The 17,733-nt window shown below is 33.0% G+C and carries 15 protein-coding genes; 8 read left to right on the top strand and 7 right to left on the bottom strand.

The features are described from left to right. Positions 1-50: 50 nt before the first annotated feature. The 3 genes from MY490_RS16025 to MY490_RS16015 form a co-directional block, all read right to left on the bottom strand. The gene (locus tag MY490_RS16025; protein ID WP_248266574.1) at positions 51-716 is read right to left on the bottom strand and encodes a DUF2642 domain-containing protein; all 666 of its coding nucleotides are present in this window, start codon (positions 714-716) and stop codon (positions 51-53) included. Between the two features lie 29 nt (positions 717-745). Continuing rightward, complete coding sequence (locus MY490_RS16020; RefSeq protein WP_248266573.1) at positions 746-2,101, bottom strand: arsenic transporter; 1,356 nt, start codon at positions 2,099-2,101, stop codon at positions 746-748. Positions 2,102-2,348: 247 nt separating this feature from the next. Further along, a complete protein-coding gene (locus tag MY490_RS16015; protein WP_248266572.1) occupies positions 2,349-2,678 on the bottom strand; it encodes a DUF1904 family protein in 330 nt (109 codons plus the stop codon). A 151-nt stretch (positions 2,679-2,829) separates the two neighbouring features. Here MY490_RS16015 and MY490_RS16010 point away from each other — a divergent pair, with 151 nt between their 5' ends. The 5 genes from MY490_RS16010 (at position 2,830) to qoxD (ending at position 7,904) form a co-directional block, all read left to right on the top strand. Then, positions 2,830-3,516, top strand: coding sequence for an alpha/beta fold hydrolase (locus tag MY490_RS16010; RefSeq protein ID WP_248266571.1), 687 nt, complete (start codon positions 2,830-2,832; stop codon positions 3,514-3,516). Between the two features lie 678 nt (positions 3,517-4,194). Then, entirely contained in the window at positions 4,195-5,094 is a 900-nt protein-coding gene (gene qoxA, locus MY490_RS16005; protein ID WP_248266570.1) for a cytochrome aa3 quinol oxidase subunit II, read from the top strand. Beyond that, positions 5,094-7,058 carry a cytochrome aa3 quinol oxidase subunit I gene (gene qoxB, locus MY490_RS16000; RefSeq protein WP_069035467.1) on the top strand — a complete coding sequence of 655 codons (1,965 nt, stop codon included), beginning with the start codon at positions 5,094-5,096 and terminating at the stop codon, positions 7,056-7,058. The genes qoxA and qoxB overlap by 1 nt, the downstream gene beginning before the upstream one ends. Further along, a complete protein-coding gene (locus MY490_RS15995) occupies positions 7,036-7,626 on the top strand; it encodes a cytochrome c oxidase subunit 3 (protein WP_025672298.1) in 591 nt (196 codons plus the stop codon). Before qoxB ends, MY490_RS15995 begins: the two co-directional genes overlap by 23 nt. Beyond that, on the top strand, positions 7,623-7,904 hold the full coding sequence (qoxD, locus tag MY490_RS15990) for a cytochrome aa3 quinol oxidase subunit IV (RefSeq protein ID WP_069035468.1): 282 nt from the start codon (positions 7,623-7,625) through the stop codon (positions 7,902-7,904). The genes MY490_RS15995 and qoxD overlap by 4 nt, the downstream gene beginning before the upstream one ends. Before the next feature lie 224 nt (positions 7,905-8,128). Here the strand turns inward: qoxD and MY490_RS15985 are convergent, their stop codons facing one another. Then, positions 8,129-9,031, bottom strand: coding sequence for a DMT family transporter (locus tag MY490_RS15985; RefSeq protein ID WP_248266569.1), 903 nt, complete (start codon positions 9,029-9,031; stop codon positions 8,129-8,131). 895 nt (positions 9,032-9,926) lie between these two features. On the opposite strand from MY490_RS15985, the gene katG reads away from it, so the two are divergent. Further along, on the top strand, positions 9,927-12,110 hold the full coding sequence (gene katG, locus MY490_RS15980) for a catalase/peroxidase HPI (protein WP_248266568.1): 2,184 nt from the start codon (positions 9,927-9,929) through the stop codon (positions 12,108-12,110). A 315-nt stretch (positions 12,111-12,425) separates the two neighbouring features. Here katG and MY490_RS15975 read toward each other — a convergent pair whose 3' ends face one another. Then, complete coding sequence (locus tag MY490_RS15975; RefSeq protein ID WP_248266567.1) at positions 12,426-13,637, bottom strand: MFS transporter; 1,212 nt, start codon at positions 13,635-13,637, stop codon at positions 12,426-12,428. A 193-nt stretch (positions 13,638-13,830) separates the two neighbouring features. Here MY490_RS15975 and MY490_RS15970 point away from each other — a divergent pair, with 193 nt between their 5' ends. Further along, on the top strand, positions 13,831-14,502 hold the full coding sequence (locus MY490_RS15970; RefSeq protein WP_248266566.1) for a DNA alkylation repair protein: 672 nt from the start codon (positions 13,831-13,833) through the stop codon (positions 14,500-14,502). A 216-nt stretch (positions 14,503-14,718) separates the two neighbouring features. Beyond that, positions 14,719-15,924 (top strand): D-alanyl-D-alanine carboxypeptidase family protein, encoded by a 1,206-nt coding sequence (locus tag MY490_RS15965; protein WP_248266565.1) that lies wholly within the window; start codon positions 14,719-14,721, stop codon positions 15,922-15,924. 43 nt (positions 15,925-15,967) lie between these two features. Here MY490_RS15965 and MY490_RS15960 read toward each other — a convergent pair whose 3' ends face one another. Beyond that, positions 15,968-16,978 carry an inorganic phosphate transporter gene (locus tag MY490_RS15960; protein ID WP_248266564.1) on the bottom strand — a complete coding sequence of 337 codons (1,011 nt, stop codon included), beginning with the start codon at positions 16,976-16,978 and terminating at the stop codon, positions 15,968-15,970. 11 nt (positions 16,979-16,989) lie between these two features. Further along, on the bottom strand, positions 16,990-17,610 hold the full coding sequence (locus MY490_RS15955) for a DUF47 domain-containing protein (RefSeq protein WP_248266563.1): 621 nt from the start codon (positions 17,608-17,610) through the stop codon (positions 16,990-16,992). Positions 17,611-17,733: the final 123 nt, after the last annotated feature.

The following is a 17,733-nucleotide window of genomic DNA, read 5'->3' as shown; positions in this document are numbered from 1 at the left end:
TTTCAAAAAAAAAACCTTTAAATACATTTTGTATCAAAGGTTGAATCCAGCTAAGGTAAGTGTATAGATTTTATATGTCCCAGTTTTAGGTAAACATTTTGTCCACTCGCTACGGAAAGTTCTATTTGGTTATTATCTACTTTATTTAAAAGCCCAATCTTCATTGGATCTGTTCCACCATCAAAAATAACAAGTTTTCCAATTTCTTTTCTAAGCTGAATTTCTAAAGACCTGTGTAAAGGAGTAGTAGGTGGATGTACTGCTAGTGTCTCATTTGTTAAATTATATGGCACCACTCTATGGTTATATGGTGTGATCCATTTTAAATGTGATAAAGAAATATACATTGTATGAAATACAGGTGAGTAAAATACAAGATAATCATTTAATACGTTCATAATATAACCATGAAAAGTTATATTACCAGTTACATAGATTTCTGAAAATATTCCTTTAGCATTTAGTAAAATTTTACGATATGAAATTGACTCCATTTCCTGTGTAATGGATGGTTCAATAGGGTTATCTATTTTTTCTTTTAAATCATTATTTTGATATACCATATGGATATGCATCCAAGGGATATAATAATATTTTATGCCGTTAAAAAGCACTAAAATATCTTGTCCTAAATCAGTAAGAATTCCTTCAAATACGACATCTCCAGATAATCTTACCGAGACTTGTTCTCCAAGCAATGTAGATACATCACTCACGTAGATCTCCTCCTAAAGGGAAATTTAAATTAAGCAAAAAATAATTGTATCCAATAATATAGTAGTATTAATGAAATAATTGTTGTTAATGGGATCACAATTATGGTGACGCTTAAATAATCTTTCCATTTTACTTTAATTTTATTTTCTTTTAAAATGTGCATCCAAATTAATGATGCTAATGTTCCAATAGGTAACAAAAGCGAGCCTATATCACTACCAACTATATTAGCTAGATAGATTGCTTTTAGTGTCACTGGATCTAGTCCCATTTCAGTTAAGCTGATTGTGCCAATCATAAGGGCAGGGTGATTGTTAAAAAGATTTGACATTACACTTACTAATCCCCCCATTGCCAAAGTGGCATTAAAAAGCCCTTGATTTACGATTGGTTCAATTTCTTTTACAATAAAATCAGTTAGACCAGCATTGTGAAGTCCGTAAATAATTACATACATTGAGAATGCAAATAAAAGAATTTGCCAAGGTGTCTTTTTTAAGATATCTACGGGATTTGTTCTTAAATGGTACCATCTCCATATAAGCAAAATAAGGGAACCAAGTACTGCAACAATTTCAATTGGAATTGAAATAAACGATGCAACAAACAGTAAACATCTCATTACAAATACAAAAGTTAATATTTTAAGCATAAACTTTGTTCTTTTTCTTTTTGTTTCAACAGAAATTTTACTTTTTAAGGGATGAAAATTTTTAATAAAAAAAGATTCTTCAATATCATTTGTTGAAGCTGGTAACACTTCTGGAAATTTACTTTTTAGTACGAGATACATCATAATCGACATAAATAATAAACCTAACATTGTAGGTACAAACATCATTAATGGTTGCATATAAAGTGGCATGTGTACGATTTTTAAACCTATTAAATTTACGATATTACTTACGCCAATTGGAGCACTTGAAGCAGTTGCAATTAATGCACCAGATAATAGGTAGGGTATTTGTTGATGTGGTTTTAAACGTAGATTTTTTAAAAGAATTATTAGTATAGGTGTTGTAATTAGGATGCTACCATCATTATTAAAAAGTAACGTCATTAAAAAACATAGTAATTGAATGTACCAATATAATCGATAACTAGAACCTTTGGCCAATGTAACTAGTCGAGCTGCTGACCAATGAAAGAACCCGAAGCTTTCTAAAATAACAGCCATAACAATTGTTGCTATAATTGTTATTGAAGCTCCACCGATTTTCGTTATAATGTCATATAAATCGTGTCGACTAACAATTCCAGTTACTAGAATGATTATAGCTCCAATTGAAGCAGGCCATGCTTCATGAATTCCTTTTGGTCTCCAGAATATGACAGACATTGTCATAATGAAAACAAACGCTGTCATTGCAATTTCAAAATTCATTTTCCTTCACCTTTCTCTAATCGGTAGCATTTTTTTGTTTCCTACTTGTCCGATTAATATACTAATATTCAATCTTACAAATCATGTACTTAGTCAGATGACCATTTTTTTTAGTTTGTATATTTGTCCACATAGTTGAAATATCCCGAAATGACATCATCCTATAGGTACACATGTCCCGGAATTATGGATTTTTCAAAAAAAAAAGGTCAGCTGCTTCGCTGACCTAAATTATTTCAAAATATTATTATGAAAATTTATTCCCATTTATATAATAACAATCTTCTTGATATGTAATAAAAGCAATTTCAAATTCGGGAATATTCAAAGTGTTAATATGTTTTTCGATTGTAGTAGCAAAACGATCTCTAGTTTCACCTCCACGTTCAAACCACTTTACTTCAATGAATGGAAAGCTTTCTACAATTTCACCATTAAAAATTGAAGTTGAATGGAGACAATCAATTGTAAAATTATCAGTTCCACATTCACAAACCACTGCTAGTTCTTCGATTAAAGACTTACTAATTTTGCAAATATCAACAGTAGAAATCCCTTTAATTAATAATTGAGGCATAAATGTCCCACCTTTTTTTCTCCCATTATAACTTAAAAATTAAATTAGTTTAATTTTTTCTAAGTAGGGTTTTGCTATTTATACATTGAATATATTTATTTGGCTTTGTGTGTAAAAAACAAAGATCATAAAATGTGAAAAGGTGAAATAGATGAAAACAATCGTTATTTGTCACGGAATGAGTTCAGGGGGCTGGGCATGGAAAGAGGTAAAAATATTATTAGAAAAAGAGGGGCATACTGTATATACACCTACAATGACTGGTTGTGGGGAAAGGTTTCATTTAGCGAATAAAGAAGTAGATTTAAACACTGCAATAAATGACATTGTTAATGTGATTAATTATGAAAATTTACATAATATTGTTCTGATTGGTCATAGCTATGGTGGTGTAGTAGCATCAGGAGTAGTTGATCGTATTCCAGAATTAATTGATGAAGTTATCTATTTAGATGCGATGTTATTAAATGATGGTGAAGCAGTTGTTAATTTGTTTCCAGATGAAATAGTAAATTTTCTTCAAGGTTTGATTGATACAAAAGGTGAAGGATGGAAAGTACCAGTAGTAGAGGAAGATCGATATGATTATCGTCTAACTGATCATCCTCAAAAATGTTTTAAAACGCCGCTTATCCTCAAAAATAAGGAGTTAAAAAATATAAAAACCTCCTATATTAATTGTACAGAGAAAGAACAAAATCCATTTTACTATGGAATTTTTCGATCTGTAGAGCGTGCAAAAGAAAGAGGGATGACAATTCATAATTTGAAAGCAGGACATATTCCTAATATTGAAAATCCAACTTTACTTGCACAATTCTTAATGAACATATTATGATCATTTGGTATTTAGACTATTTCTTTAGATCATAAAAAAACCAATAATTGGTATTGATAATCATTTTCATTTTTGGTAATCTAAGATTAATAATAGAAGTTTAAGAAATAAGCCATAGTTTTTCTTAGTTCTTCGTTTGTATACACATTAAAAAGTAAAATGTGGAATGCAACCCTAGAACCCCCAAAAACCTAAAGCGGAGAAGAACGTGCTAGGACAGTAGTTTTTCTCTTCACCAAATTAATAACCCTGTTTTTTTGACGCAGATTATTCTGCGTTATTTTTTTGTGCGAAAATACAGATTATTTTGTTAAATTCCATAAAAATTATTATACTAATTTACTAATATGTAAGTTTCGAGATGTGAACAAAAAGTTAATCAAAATCTAATATTTGTCTAAAATGTGAACGTTGTGAATAAGTGAGCATTCATGTTAAACCATTGATGTATATAGGTTTTAAAGAAAACACCATATTTTCAAATATGTCTAAAATGTGAACACTCTTTTTTTCCTTCCAAAATGGAAATTAATTGTTTGTTTTTTTAATTAAAGTATCTTACTATAACTGTGGACATTGTTTGTCATTTTAGTGACAATTTATAAAAATACTTATCTAAGAAATAATTCAAAAAAACTATTTTGAACTTTTACTTACGTTATAGGAAGGAAGAGCGAAATGAAAAAATTTCTAATGGGCATGATGATCATGCTGGTTGCATTAGTAATGGGTGCTTGTGACAAGATTGCAGTTCTTAATCCTAAGGGTCCTGTTGCTAAAACGCAAGCGGATACGATTATCTTCTCGATGTTGATGATGTTAGGAGTTTTACTAGTAGTTTACATTCTTTATATTGTTATTCTATATAAATATCGTGCTAGTAAACTTCCGAAAGATTACGAACCGCCTCATGAAGAGGGAAGTAAAACACTTGAAATTATTTGGACTGTCATCCCAATTATTATTGTTGCAGTTTTATCAGTAGTAACTGTTAAAACAACAAATGCGGTTGAAAGTGTACCAAAAGGTCATGAAAATGATAAACCACTTGTTATTTATGCAAGTTCTTCAAACTGGAAATGGCATTTCTCATATCCTGAACAAGGAATTGAAACGGTTAACTATGTAAATATTCCAACAAATAGAAATGTTGAATTCCGACTTTATTCATTTGGTCCGATTACAAGTTTTTGGATACCTCAATTAGGTGGACAAAAATATGCAATGAGTGACATGGTAACTAAATTAAATTTTGTTGCTTCCAATGAAGGCTCTTATATTGGTAAAAACAGTAACTTCAATGGTAAAGGCTTTGCTGGAATGGAATTTGAAGTACTAGCAATGAATGATAAGGATTTTAATGGCTGGGTTAAGGACGTTAAAGAAACAGCTCCTGCTTTAACAGAAAACGAGTTTAATAAATTACTAAAAATTGAGCATTTAGGTAGAAAGACATATACTTCGACTCATTTAGGATTTAGACCAGCTCCAGAAGGAAAAAATGCAGGACATCAACATGGTTCTATGAAGGATTCATCTGATCACCATGACATGGATAATATGGAGGGGATGAAATAATGGGTTATAAATGGGATCACTTTTTTGTAACAGGTGAACCAATGATCTATGGCGCAATGGTGAGTATCGTTGTTGTATCACTTGCTATTGTAATTGGTTTAACCAAATTTAAAAAATGGGGTTACTTATGGAAAGAATGGTTAACGACTGTTGACCATAAACGTATCGGTGTTATGTATATTCTGTGTGCATTATTAATGCTATTCCGTGGTGGAGTAGATGCGTTATTAATGAGAGCACAGTTAGCAGGACCAGATTTAAAAATATTAGATGCACAACATTATAATGAAATTTTTACAACTCACGGCTTAATTATGATTCTGTTCATGGCGATGCCTTTCATTATTGGATTAATGAACATCGTTATTCCTTTACAAATCGGAGCACGTGACGTTGCTTTCCCTTACTTAAATGCAGTTAGTTTCTGGTTATTCTTTGCAGGTGCAATGCTTTTAAACTTAAGCTTTGTTATCGGTGGATCACCTGATGCTGGTTGGACAGCTTACTTCCCACTAGCTAGTAAGGAATTTAGCCCAGGCGTTGGGAATAACTATTACGCAATTTCGCTTCAAATCGCTGGTCTTGGTACTTTAATGACTGGTATTAACTTTATCGTTACAATTTTAAAAATGCGTGCTCCAGGCTTGAAATTAATGAAATTGCCAATGTTTACATGGAGTATTTTAATTACAAACGTTATTATCGTATTTGCATTCCCAGTATTAACTGTAGCTTTAGCATTAATGATGTTCGATCGTGAGTTTGGTACTCAATTCTTTACGATGGCACATGGTAATGATATGCTTTGGGCGAACTTGTTCTGGATTTGGGGACATCCTGAAGTTTACATCGTTATTCTTCCAGCATTCGGTATATACAGTGAAATTATAGCTACTTTCTCAAGAAAGAATTTATACGGATATAAGAGCATGGTTGTTAGTATGATCGCCATTTCTGCTCTAAGTTTCCTTGTTTGGGTTCACCATTTCTATACGATGGGTCAAGGCTCTGTTGTAAATGGCTTCTTTAGTATTACAACAATGGCAATTAGTATACCAACCGGTGTTAAAATATTTAACTGGTTGTTTACTTTAAGAAAAGGTAAAATCGAATTTACCGTTCCAATGTTGTACTCACTAGCATTTATTCCAATCTTTACAATCGGTGGGGTTACAGGTGTAATGCTAGCTATGGCAAGTGCTGACTACCAATATCATAATACGATGTTCTTGGTTGCTCACTTCCATTATGTATTAATTCCAGGTACTGTTTTTGCGGTAATCGCAGGATTCTACTATTGGTTCCCTAAAGTATTTGGTTTCAAATTAGATGAAAAAATTGGTAAGATTACGTTCTGGACAATTATCGTTAGCTTTAACGTAACATTCTTCCCATTATTCTTATTAGGATTAAAAGGGATGACTCGTCGTACTTATACTTATAGTGCAGAGTCAGGTTTCGGACCATTAAATATGATTGCTACAATTGGAGCTGTAGGGTTAGCAATCGGATTCTGTTTACTTGTTTACAATATTTATTACAGTGTACGTTACGCACCAAGAGAAACAACTGGTGATCCATGGAATGCAAGAACATTAGAGTGGGCTACAAGCAGTCCAATTGCTCCTTACAATTTCGCAGTTATTCCAAAAGTTGATTCTTTAGATCCATTCTGGAAAGCTAAAAAAGAAGGTAAATCATTACTTGAAGGTGAGATTACAGATATTCATATGCCAAGTAATAGTGGTATACCATTCATTTTAGGTGCAGCATTTATGGCATTTGGTTTCTTCTTAATATTTGAATGGTGGGTTCCAATGATTGTATTTGCAGTTCCTATCGCACTTTGCTTAATCGCACGTTCTTTCCAACGCGATCATGGCTTCCATATTCATAAAGAAGAAATTATCGAAACAGAGAAAAAATTACGAGGTGATCACTATGAGCAGCAGGCCTCTGTATAGTCTAGGTGAAGAGAGTTCTAATAAAATTTTAGGCTTCTGGATATTTTTAGGAGCCGAGATTGCATTATTCGGAACATTGTTCGCAGTTTACTTCACTTTAGCAAATAACACTGGTTCAGCACCTACTCAAAAAGAATTATTTGAGATGAAAGGTGTAATGATAGAAACATTTGCCCTATTAACAAGTAGTTTTACGATTGGTTTAGTCGTAAACGCAATAAAATTAAATCACAAAAAAGCTTTTATAAGCTTCCTTGTATTAACACTAGCTTTAGGAGCAGTCTTCCTAGGAGTAGAAATTACAGAGTTCTTTACTTATGTTCATGAAGGTGCAACAATCCAAAGTAGTGGTGCTTTATCAGCATTATTTGTATTATTAGGTACTCACGGAGCCCACGTATCATTCGGTATGTTATGGGGGATTGCAATCTTAATTCAAGTTTCTCGTGAGGGGATTACTGAAACTACAGCAAACAAAACATTTATTTATTCATTATACTGGCACTTCTTAGACGTAGTATGGATCTTTATCTTTAGTTTTGTTTACGTGAAAGGACTGATTGGATGAGCGCATTATTCCCTAAGCATCAAGTGGTTGGCTTCATCCAATCACTTGTTCTAACAATCATAGCTTTAAGTGTCTATTATTTAAATTTACCGTTTAATGTATCATTTATTATTTTAATTGTAACTGCATTATTACAAGGCGGTCTTCAGTTAATTGTTTTCATGCATATGAATGAAAATGAAAATAAAGGAGTATTATATATCAATTTAGGTTACGCAGTATTTATTGCAGTAGCAATTGTTTTCGGTACTCTTTGGACATTAATTTGGGGTATGTAATAGTAAAAAGCTCTTCGACATTCGAAGAGCTTTTTCAGATTGTTGAAATATAAAGTCATCAATAGGGAAAACGGACTTTAAGTGAACATTTAATAAAGATAAAATTAGCATTTTTTGAATGATCTTTTAATGGTTTTAAATATAAATAGGTTTGAGCAATTTCATTCTTCCAATAACACTAGTATGCAACTACGCACCCGTTAGCTTAATAAGGAAATTTTTTCTTAATTAGTATTTACAGGAAGATTATTATTCTGACTTCGAATTCTAACCCCTAAAGCAATTGCAGCTCCAATACAGCTAGAAAGGCATCCTATTACCAAATAAATTGATGGAGTTGATTCACCAATTAAAACAGAAGCAACCCCTCCAATTACTGGGAATAGAGCTACCATATACCCACTTTTTGCCCCTCCAATTTTTTCTACAAGTTTTAAATAAAATAGCCAAGCCATAAAAGAAGCAATCAATGTTAAATATAGCAAAGCAGATAAATATGTAACTGTTGTTGGAAGTATAATTTTATTTCCTTGGAACAGTACAATTACCCCCATTAAAACACCAGCAATTGTAAAACCAATAGCATTTGAATAGATAGGGTTAATCTTTCTATTAGCATTTCTTGCAGAACTTGCATCACCAACTGCTGTTAGAATCGTACCTAACAAAGCAATCATGATTCCTTTTAAATCAGTAAGTCCTTGAAAATCATTTAAGTTTGGATAGATTAGGACACATACTCCAAATACTCCTAGAATTCCCCCAATTAACACGCGAAAATATAGTTTCTCTTTTAAAAAAACACGGAGAGCAATCGGAGTCAATATCACTTTTAACGAAAAGATTAAAGTTACAATGGCAGCAGAGCTCAAAATTGTGGCGTAATAAAGGCACAGATAACTTAATGCAAAGTTACATACACCAAAAACTATAATAAACGGTAAATCTTTTGTACTTGGTCTCCCATTGGGTTTAAGGAAGCACACAAGAACTAAAAATAAAAAAGCTGTCATAACTAAACGATATGATAATGATAATTCCAAACTGACGGGTGTTCCTTGAATTTTTACCGCAATAAAATTTAACCCCCATACCATTAAGCAAAATATGTACATAAAATTTGTCACTAGATTACCTCATTCTACTGTTTATCTTAATTTGTTAATAATTCAAAAATAATTGTAACAAAATTGAAGTAGTCAATAAACCACGATTTGAATTTTTCTTCTTCCACTTTAGCAGAGCCTTTAAAAACAAATTCAATTGTTTAGTTTAATTAATGTTGAATATTTAATTGAGCTACAAGCTGATTAATATAATACAGTTAGGTTACTCAAAGTAAAGGCTATTTGACTAGTATTTATTGCAGACTTTTTTTGATTGACTAAATTGATTGAAACGAAAGGGGGAATCGACTCCTATGGGATAAGCGGGAAGGCTAAAGAATCTCGCCCAATGGAAAGCGAGCACCCTGTAGTGGAATTCAACATCACTCTACGCCTTCTACGAAAATTTGGTAATTTAATTGACATGATTGTTTTTCAACAGCGTGTAAAAGCTCTTCGACATCCGAAGAGCTTTTTTTCGTTTTTTTTTTAGTAGATTTTTGATTTTCGTACACATCTTAATGGAAGATCTTTTAAATAAGAAAATTAAAAAAGGGTAAATCAATTAGGTAGCAGGTCGATTTGTAATAAATGTAGAAGTAAGTAATTGAAAATATTCGAGGTTATACTTATGAACGATTACATAAAAACAATGGAGGATCATGTTTGAAATGAGACTGTATTAACAATTGTTGATGTCTCTAATTGAACTAAATATGGACAAAGTATTCAGCTATAAGTAAATGTCATGAATTATTTACATTGTTCTGAATAAAATCATATTTGCGATAGTTATTTCTATTATTATATGTAATAGTTTAATATAATGATTGCATAATAATTAATCATATCTTGTTTGAAAAGTAATACAAGATACATAATTAGTTATTTATTTACTTTTAAGGAGGAAAAAAGTATGGAAATGAATGACAATTCTAACATCGCAAAGTGCCCGTTTAATCACGGTAGCACCACTACTCCGAAATCAGCTGGAACAGTAAATAAAGACTGGTGGCCAAATCAGTTAAATTTGAACATTCTACATCAGAATGACAGAAAATCTAACCCTATGGATGAAGAATTTAATTATGCAGAAGCATTTAAAAAGTTAGACTATCAAGCGCTTAAACAGGATCTTCACAATCTCATGACAAACAGTCAAGATTGGTGGCCTGCAGATTATGGACATTATGGTCCATTCTTTATACGTATGGCATGGCACTCAGCAGGTACATATCGTACAGGGGATGGCCGTGGTGGAGGAGGAACTGGTACACAGCGTTTTGCTCCACTTAATAGTTGGCCTGACAACGGGAATCTCGATAAAGCCCGTCGATTGCTTTGGCCAATAAAGCAAAAGTATGGTAACAAAATTTCTTGGGCTGATTTATTTATATTAACAGGTAATGTTGCTATTGAATCAATGGGCGGAAAAACATTTGGTTTTGGAGGAGGACGTGAAGACGTTTGGCATCCAGAAGAAGACGTCTACTGGGGTAATGAAACCGAATGGCTAGGGGATAAGCGATACACTGGTGATCGTGACCTTGAGAATCCGCTGGCTGCAGTTCAGATGGGTCTTATCTATGTTAACCCAGAAGGACCAAATGGTAATCCAGATCCTGTAGCAAGTGGTCGTGACATACGTGAAACCTTTGCTCGTATGGGAATGAATGATGAAGAAACAGTTGCACTAATCGCTGGAGGACATACCTTTGGTAAAGCTCATGGCGCAGGAGATGCTGCTCATGTTGGTCCAGAACCAGAAGCAGCTCCGATTCATTCCCAAGGATTAGGCTGGCTAAGCACACATGGCACTGGTAAAGGTCGAGACACTATTACTAGTGGTATTGAAGGTGCGTGGACTGCGAATCCAACAAAATGGGATAATGGTTACTTTGACTTATTGTTTAAATATCAATGGTGGCTAACTAAGAGTCCAGCAGGTGCGTATCAGTGGCTAGCTGTAAATCCTGAAGAGAAGGATCTTGCTCCAGATGCAGAAGATCCAACCGTTCGTGTACCAACAATGATGACTACAGCTGATATGGCATTACGTTTTGATCCAGAATACGAAAAGATATCCCGTCGTTTCCATGAAAATCCAGAAGAATTTGCTGATGCATTTGCACGTGCGTGGTTTAAACTAACGCATAGGGATATGGGTCCTCGATCAAGATATCTAGGTCCAGAAGTCCCTGAAGAAGTTCTAATTTGGCAAGATCCTATACCTGCTTCAGAATATGAAATAACAGATACAGATGTTGAAAAAATCAAATTAATGATCTTAGATACAGAACTTACTATTAGCGAGTTAGTAAATACGGCTTGGGCTTCAGCAAGTACTTTCCGTGGCTCAGATATGCGTGGGGGTGCTAATGGAGCTCGAATTCGACTACATCCACAGAAGAATTGGGAAGTAAATCAGCCTAAACAACTTGCAAAGGTACTGAATGTATTAGAGAGTGTTCAAAACCATCTGCATAAGAAAGTCAGCATGGCGGACTTGATTGTACTTGGTGGTAGTGCCGCGGTAGAAAAAGCTGCACAAAATGCAGGTTTTGATGTAAAAGTTCCATTTACTCCAGGACGTGGTGATGCAACACAAGAGCAAACAGATATAGAAAGCTTTGCAGTACTAGAGCCAATCGCTGATGGATTCCGTAACTATCAAAAGAAACAGTATAGTGTAAATTCAGCAGAGCTGTTAGTAGATAAGGCACAATTGTTAGGTTTAACTGCCCCAGAAATGACTGCACTTATAGGCGGTATGCGCGTACTGGGTACAAACTATAATGGCACTCAACACGGTGTATTTACTGACCGAGTTGGTACACTTACTAATGACTTCTTTGTAAACTTGCTAGATATGGGAATAGCTTGGACACCTGTAGACGGAGACGTATTTGAAGGACGTGATCGCAAGTCAGGTGAGATAGTACGTACTGCAACTAGTGTTGACCTAGTGTTTGGTTCAAATTCAGTGCTACGTGCAATAGTAGAAGTGTATGCTCAAGATGATAACAAGGAGAAGTTTGTGCGTGACTTTATAGCTGCGTGGGTTAAGGTTATGAATGCAGATCGCTTCGACCTTGGATGAGGAAATATAAACTATATGTTAAATAATATGGTGTAAATAAAAATCCTTCCTGATTAATCAGGGAGGATTTTTCTCGGTATGCTCAACAGATTTAATGGAGAAAGCCCAACTTAAGAAGTCGAGAGTACCTATGTGTCATTGAACATAAATGAAATAAAAGGTAAATGTTGTACCAACCAATGAAATTATTGCTTGTTTATCATTCTGAAAACTTAAGTTTTTGTAAATTGTCTACAAACAAAAGGCCGTCACATAGACAGCCTTTTTGGAATGTAAATAAAGTTTAATAGAGCTTTTTGGAAATTAAATTCCTTCTTAAGCTGATTTTTTTCGATCATTTGGCAGCATAAAAGCTACTAAACCTAATAGTGGTAAGAAGCTACATAAATTCATTACGAAATTTAAGCTAGTTGCATCGGCAATTACACCTAATAATACTGCTCCTAAAGCACCCATTCCAAATGCTAAACCAACTATTAATCCACTGACTAAACCAACCTTTCCGGGAACAAGTTCTTGAGCGTAAACAACAATTACACTAAAGGAACTTGAACTAATGATCCCAATTAAAAATAATATCGGAATAACTGCTAGCAAAGAGATATGAGGTAATAGTAAGGCTAATGGAAATGTACCAACTAATGAGAATAAAATCATATTCCGTTTTCCGAAACGATCAGCTAGTGTTCCGCCTATGAAAGTACCTATTACGCCTGCAATCATAAAGATAAATAAATATAACTGTGTACTTTTAATCGATAAACCATAACTTTTAATTAAGTAAAACTGATAATAATTACCTATGCCTGCTGAGTACCACGAACGTGCAAATGTAATAAATACTAGCAGTATAATTGCAAATTTGACAGCTGATGTTATTTTGATAGGTTCATTTGAAGGCTGACCTTTACTTTTTAGTTTAAAGGGATTTTCTTTCAGTTTATTTCGATACCATGTAGATACGTAAATTAATACACAAATTCCTATAGCAGCTAAGATTGTAAACCATGCAGCACCTTTTTGTCCTAGTGGTACGAAAATTAGCGCTGTAAAGATTGGCGCCAGTGAGTTCCCAGTATTTCCGCCTACCTGGTAGATAGCTTGTGAGAGTCCTCTTTTTGATCCAGACGCTAAAAAGGCTACTTTTGAGCCTTCTGGGTGGAAGATGGCAGAACCTATACCAATTAATAGAACTGATAATAAGACAATAAATAAATTAGGTGCAAATGCTAAGGAAAGCATTCCTAATAGACTAGATGCCATTCCAATCGGTAGGAGAAATGGTGAAGGCTTTCGATCGGAAAAAATCCCAAAAACAGGTTGCATTACAGAGGAAGTCATATTTAGCGCAAAGGCTATGAATCCAATTTCTGTATAAGTTAAATTCATTGTCTTTTCTAAAATTGGAAATATGGCTGGTACAACTGCTTGCATAGAATCATTCAATAAATGGCCTAAACTGATTGCAAATAAAATTTGATACATTGTTGACTGATTAATAACCTTTGTATTAACTGCGGGTTGCATAAGATCCTCCTTTCATATTGACTTATCTATCATAAACTAATCTTCGGAAAATTTACATAATTTTACCTTATACACTTTTCATTAAACTTTATGCTCATTTATAATAGAAGAAAAGATTTAAATTGCATTTAATAAGTTGCGATGCTGAGTAAAAATTTAAAGATGATAATTAATCATCAGTAGGAAGTGTAGAATGGATAACTATTCAACAGAGTTAATGAGATTTTTTAAGGAACATATAAATAATGAAAATCGGCCTGCAATGGAAGCTTATATGAAAAATAGATTTACATTTTTAGGAATTAAAGCTCCAGAACGAAATGTACTATTTAGACAGTTTCGAATGAGTAATGGTGAACCACCAAACTTAGATTCAATAATAGATATTTGGAGCTTAGAAGAAAGAGAATTTCAATATATTGCATTAACATGTTTAGATCGCCAGTATAAAAAAGCAGAGCTCGAACGGATTAAATTATATGAACAACTAGTAGTCGAAAAGTCTTGGTGGGATACTGTTGATACGATTGCTGGACGATTAATTAGTTATCATTTTTTAATCTATCCAGAACTGATTGATGAGCACGCTAACAGGTGGATCTCTTCGGATAATATGTGGTTGAATAGAGTAGCGTTATTATTTCAAATGAAGTTTAAGGAGAAAACGGATCAGGAACGTTTATTTCATTATTGCCGTCTACTCAAAGAAAGCAAAGAATTTTTCATTCAAAAAGCAATAGGTTGGGCTTTAAGAGAGTATTCCTATATAAATCCTATAGAGGTTGAATTATTTTTAAAAAAAACTAATTTATCACCTTTAAGCAAAAGGGAGGGATTAAAATATATTGAAAAATTAAAGTATTAGATTTGTCGATTTTCCGGGAAATAACCGATATATTTTATTTTAACTAAAAATACTACTAATTTAAGTAAGTTGAGACATCCGTATGAAAAGGTTATAATAGGTGCATTATTGTTTTTTCAAACCACGCCTCTTTATCTAGTGGTGTTATTTAAATTTGAGTAATGTTATTTGTACGAAATAACGAAATGAAAAAAGTTCAAAGGAGATTTAGTGTTCATGAAATCTACTTTTAATAATATTATGAAATTATGTCTTAGTGTAAGCTTAATTAGTAGCTTCTTTATTCAAAAAACTGTACATGCAGACGAAATAAACCTATTTAGTGATAAGGCAATTTCAATATTGGCTGATAGTGGGGAAGTAATTTATAGTAAGAATGCAAATAAAGTTGATTTCCCAGCTAGCACAACTAAAATAATGACCGCAATGGTTATGATGGATCATTTAAAAGAGAATGATAAAATTCAAATGACAAAAAAAAGCCTAAAAGAAGAAAAGAGTAATTCCCAAATTCTTTTTTCTGAAGGTGAGGTTTTAGATCGAAATACAGCATTAAAAACAATGATGATTTTAAGTGCGAATGATTTAGCCTATGCTATTGGTGAACGAGTTGGCGGAAATATGGACAACTTTGTAAAAATGATGAATGAAAAAGCAAAAAAGATTGGCGCAAATCATACAAATTTCATGAATCCAAATGGTCTTCACAATGTAAATCATTATACAACTGCACATGACTTAGCTATGATTACAAAGGAAGCTTTAAAATACCCATTAATTATTCAAGCAATGGGTACAAAAGATGCTCGTATTAGTACATCTAAGCAAAAGAATGTATATATTTTTAATCGTGGAAAAATGTTTAAAAATCCTTACTTTTATGCAGGGAAAACTGGATATACTGATTCTGCTAGGAATACTTTAATTGAAATAGATAAAAAAGACGGCCAAATGATTATTAATATTTTATTGCGCTCATCAAAACCGCAATATCTACAAGATATTAAGTTATTAGATTCTTATGCATTTTCAAGAATCCATAAAAAAACGCTTATAAAACAGAGTGATTGGCAAAGAGAATTAAAAATTAAAAAAAATTTAATTCAAACAAAAATACCAAGCGATTTATCCTTTTTGACTGCACTAGGCACGAATACAAATTATCATATTAAAATAAAACCTTTACATGCAATAGATAAGTCATACAAGGAAAATGGTATTTCTAAAAATCAAAAACTTGGTAGAGTTGAAGTATGGACGAATAACGAAGAACTTTTCAGTACTGAGTTATTAGCTGCTAAATCATATGACCGACCAACCATCCTTTCTATGAATACATTCGTAATTGCAGGAACGGTAATTTTACTTTTAGTGCTAATTTATTTTATTACAAAGCCAAAAAGGAAAAGAGAATATATGTAAATTAAAAAGGCGAATCGTATTTTTTACGGTTCGCCTTTTTTTATTAAAGTAAGATTAGTTTTAAAATTTGATAGAAAATTGCAGCTACTGTTGCTGAAATTGGAATGGTAATAATCCATGTTATTACCATACGTTGAGCAGTACCCCAGTTTACGTCTTTAACACGTTGAGCAGAACCTACCCCCATAATAGAAGAAGAAATTACGTGAGTTGTACTTACTGGTAAATGTAAAGCAGTAAATGTGAAAATAATAGCTGCTGATGATAAGTCAGCTGCTGCACCATTAATCGGGCGGATTTTCATGATTTTTCCACCAACAGTTTTAATAATTTTCCATCCACCAACTGATGTACCAATAGCCATTGCCAAAGCACAACCGATACGAACCCATAAAGGAACATCTGCACCTGCAGGTTCAATTTTAGCGGCAATTAAAGCAATCATGATAATCCCCATTGCTTTTTGTGCGTCATTTGTACCGTGAGTAAATGACTGTAAAGAAGCAGTGAAAATTTGGACTAATCTAAAGCCTTTATTAGTTTTAGAAAGGTTAGATCGACGGAAAATAGCTGCTAAAATTGTCATAACGATAAAACCAAGCGTAATTGCAATAACAGGAGAAATTAATAAAGCTTCGATAATTTTAATAAAACCGTCCGCCTCTAAAACGTCAAATCCTTTTGCAGAGACAGCTGCACCAGCTATTGCACCAATGATTGCATGAGAAGAACTACTTGGAATTCCAAAATACCAAGTTAATAAGTTCCAAAATATACCGCCTAATAAAGCTGCAATTACGACAACTAGTCCTTTTGATCCCTCAATCGTAATCGGATCAACGATACCAGTTGTAATCGTTTTTGCAACACCTGTAAATGTAATCGCACCAATGAAATTCATTATTGCGGCTAATAAAATAGCTGTACGTGGTTTCAATGCTTTTGTTGAAACTGACGTTGCAATTGCATTTGCAGTATCATGGAATCCATTAATAAAATCAAACAAAAATGCAAAAATCACGATTAAAATCGTAAGTAAAAATAAATGCTCCATTTTATGACTCCTTACGCATTTCGCATGATAATTTGCTCAAGTGTGTTTGCAACATCCTGCGCACTATCAGCTACAGATTCTAGATTTTCGTAGATTTCTTTATACTGAATAATTTTAATTGGATCTTTTTCATTCATAAATAATTGTTTAATTGATGTACGTAATAGCTCATCACATTGAGACTCGTAATCCTTAATTTTAATTGCATGAACACGGATTTCTAATAATTTTTTATTTGAAAGTAATTTAACTGCAAGTAAAATTTCTTCAACAGCTTTTTGAAGAATATCAACGAATTTAACCATATACTCATCAGCAGAAGTGATTGAATACATTTCAAATCGTGCTGAACAATGTTCAAATCCATCTAATACATCATCCATTTTCATTGCAAGTTGTAAAATATCTTCTCGCTCAATTGGAGTAATAAAAGTTTTGTTTAATTCAACGATTAAAGAGTGAATAAACTTATCACCTTTTGTTTCATATTCTTTCATTTCTTCTTGAAACTTCTTTAAGTCGCTTGCATTTTTTATTTTAAATTCAACGTAATACTTTGATGATACGTGCAAGTTCTCCGCGATACTTAAAAGCTTTTCAAAGAATACATCCTTTTTTTGTCCAAAAAACATTATGATTCCTCCAACTAAAACATATAATTTATTATCACCTTCACATTTGTCAGTTAATTTTAAAATGTCAGAAACTATGTAAAAATGTCGAAAAAAGTAAAGGCTACGTTAATAATAATAATT

It is taken from the genome of Gottfriedia acidiceleris (assembly GCF_023115465.1).
Classification (GTDB): domain Bacteria; phylum Bacillota; class Bacilli; order Bacillales; family Bacillaceae_G; genus Gottfriedia; species Gottfriedia acidiceleris_B.
Note: the sequence above shows the minus strand (reverse complement) of the source record. Positions and strands in the feature narration are given on the sequence as shown.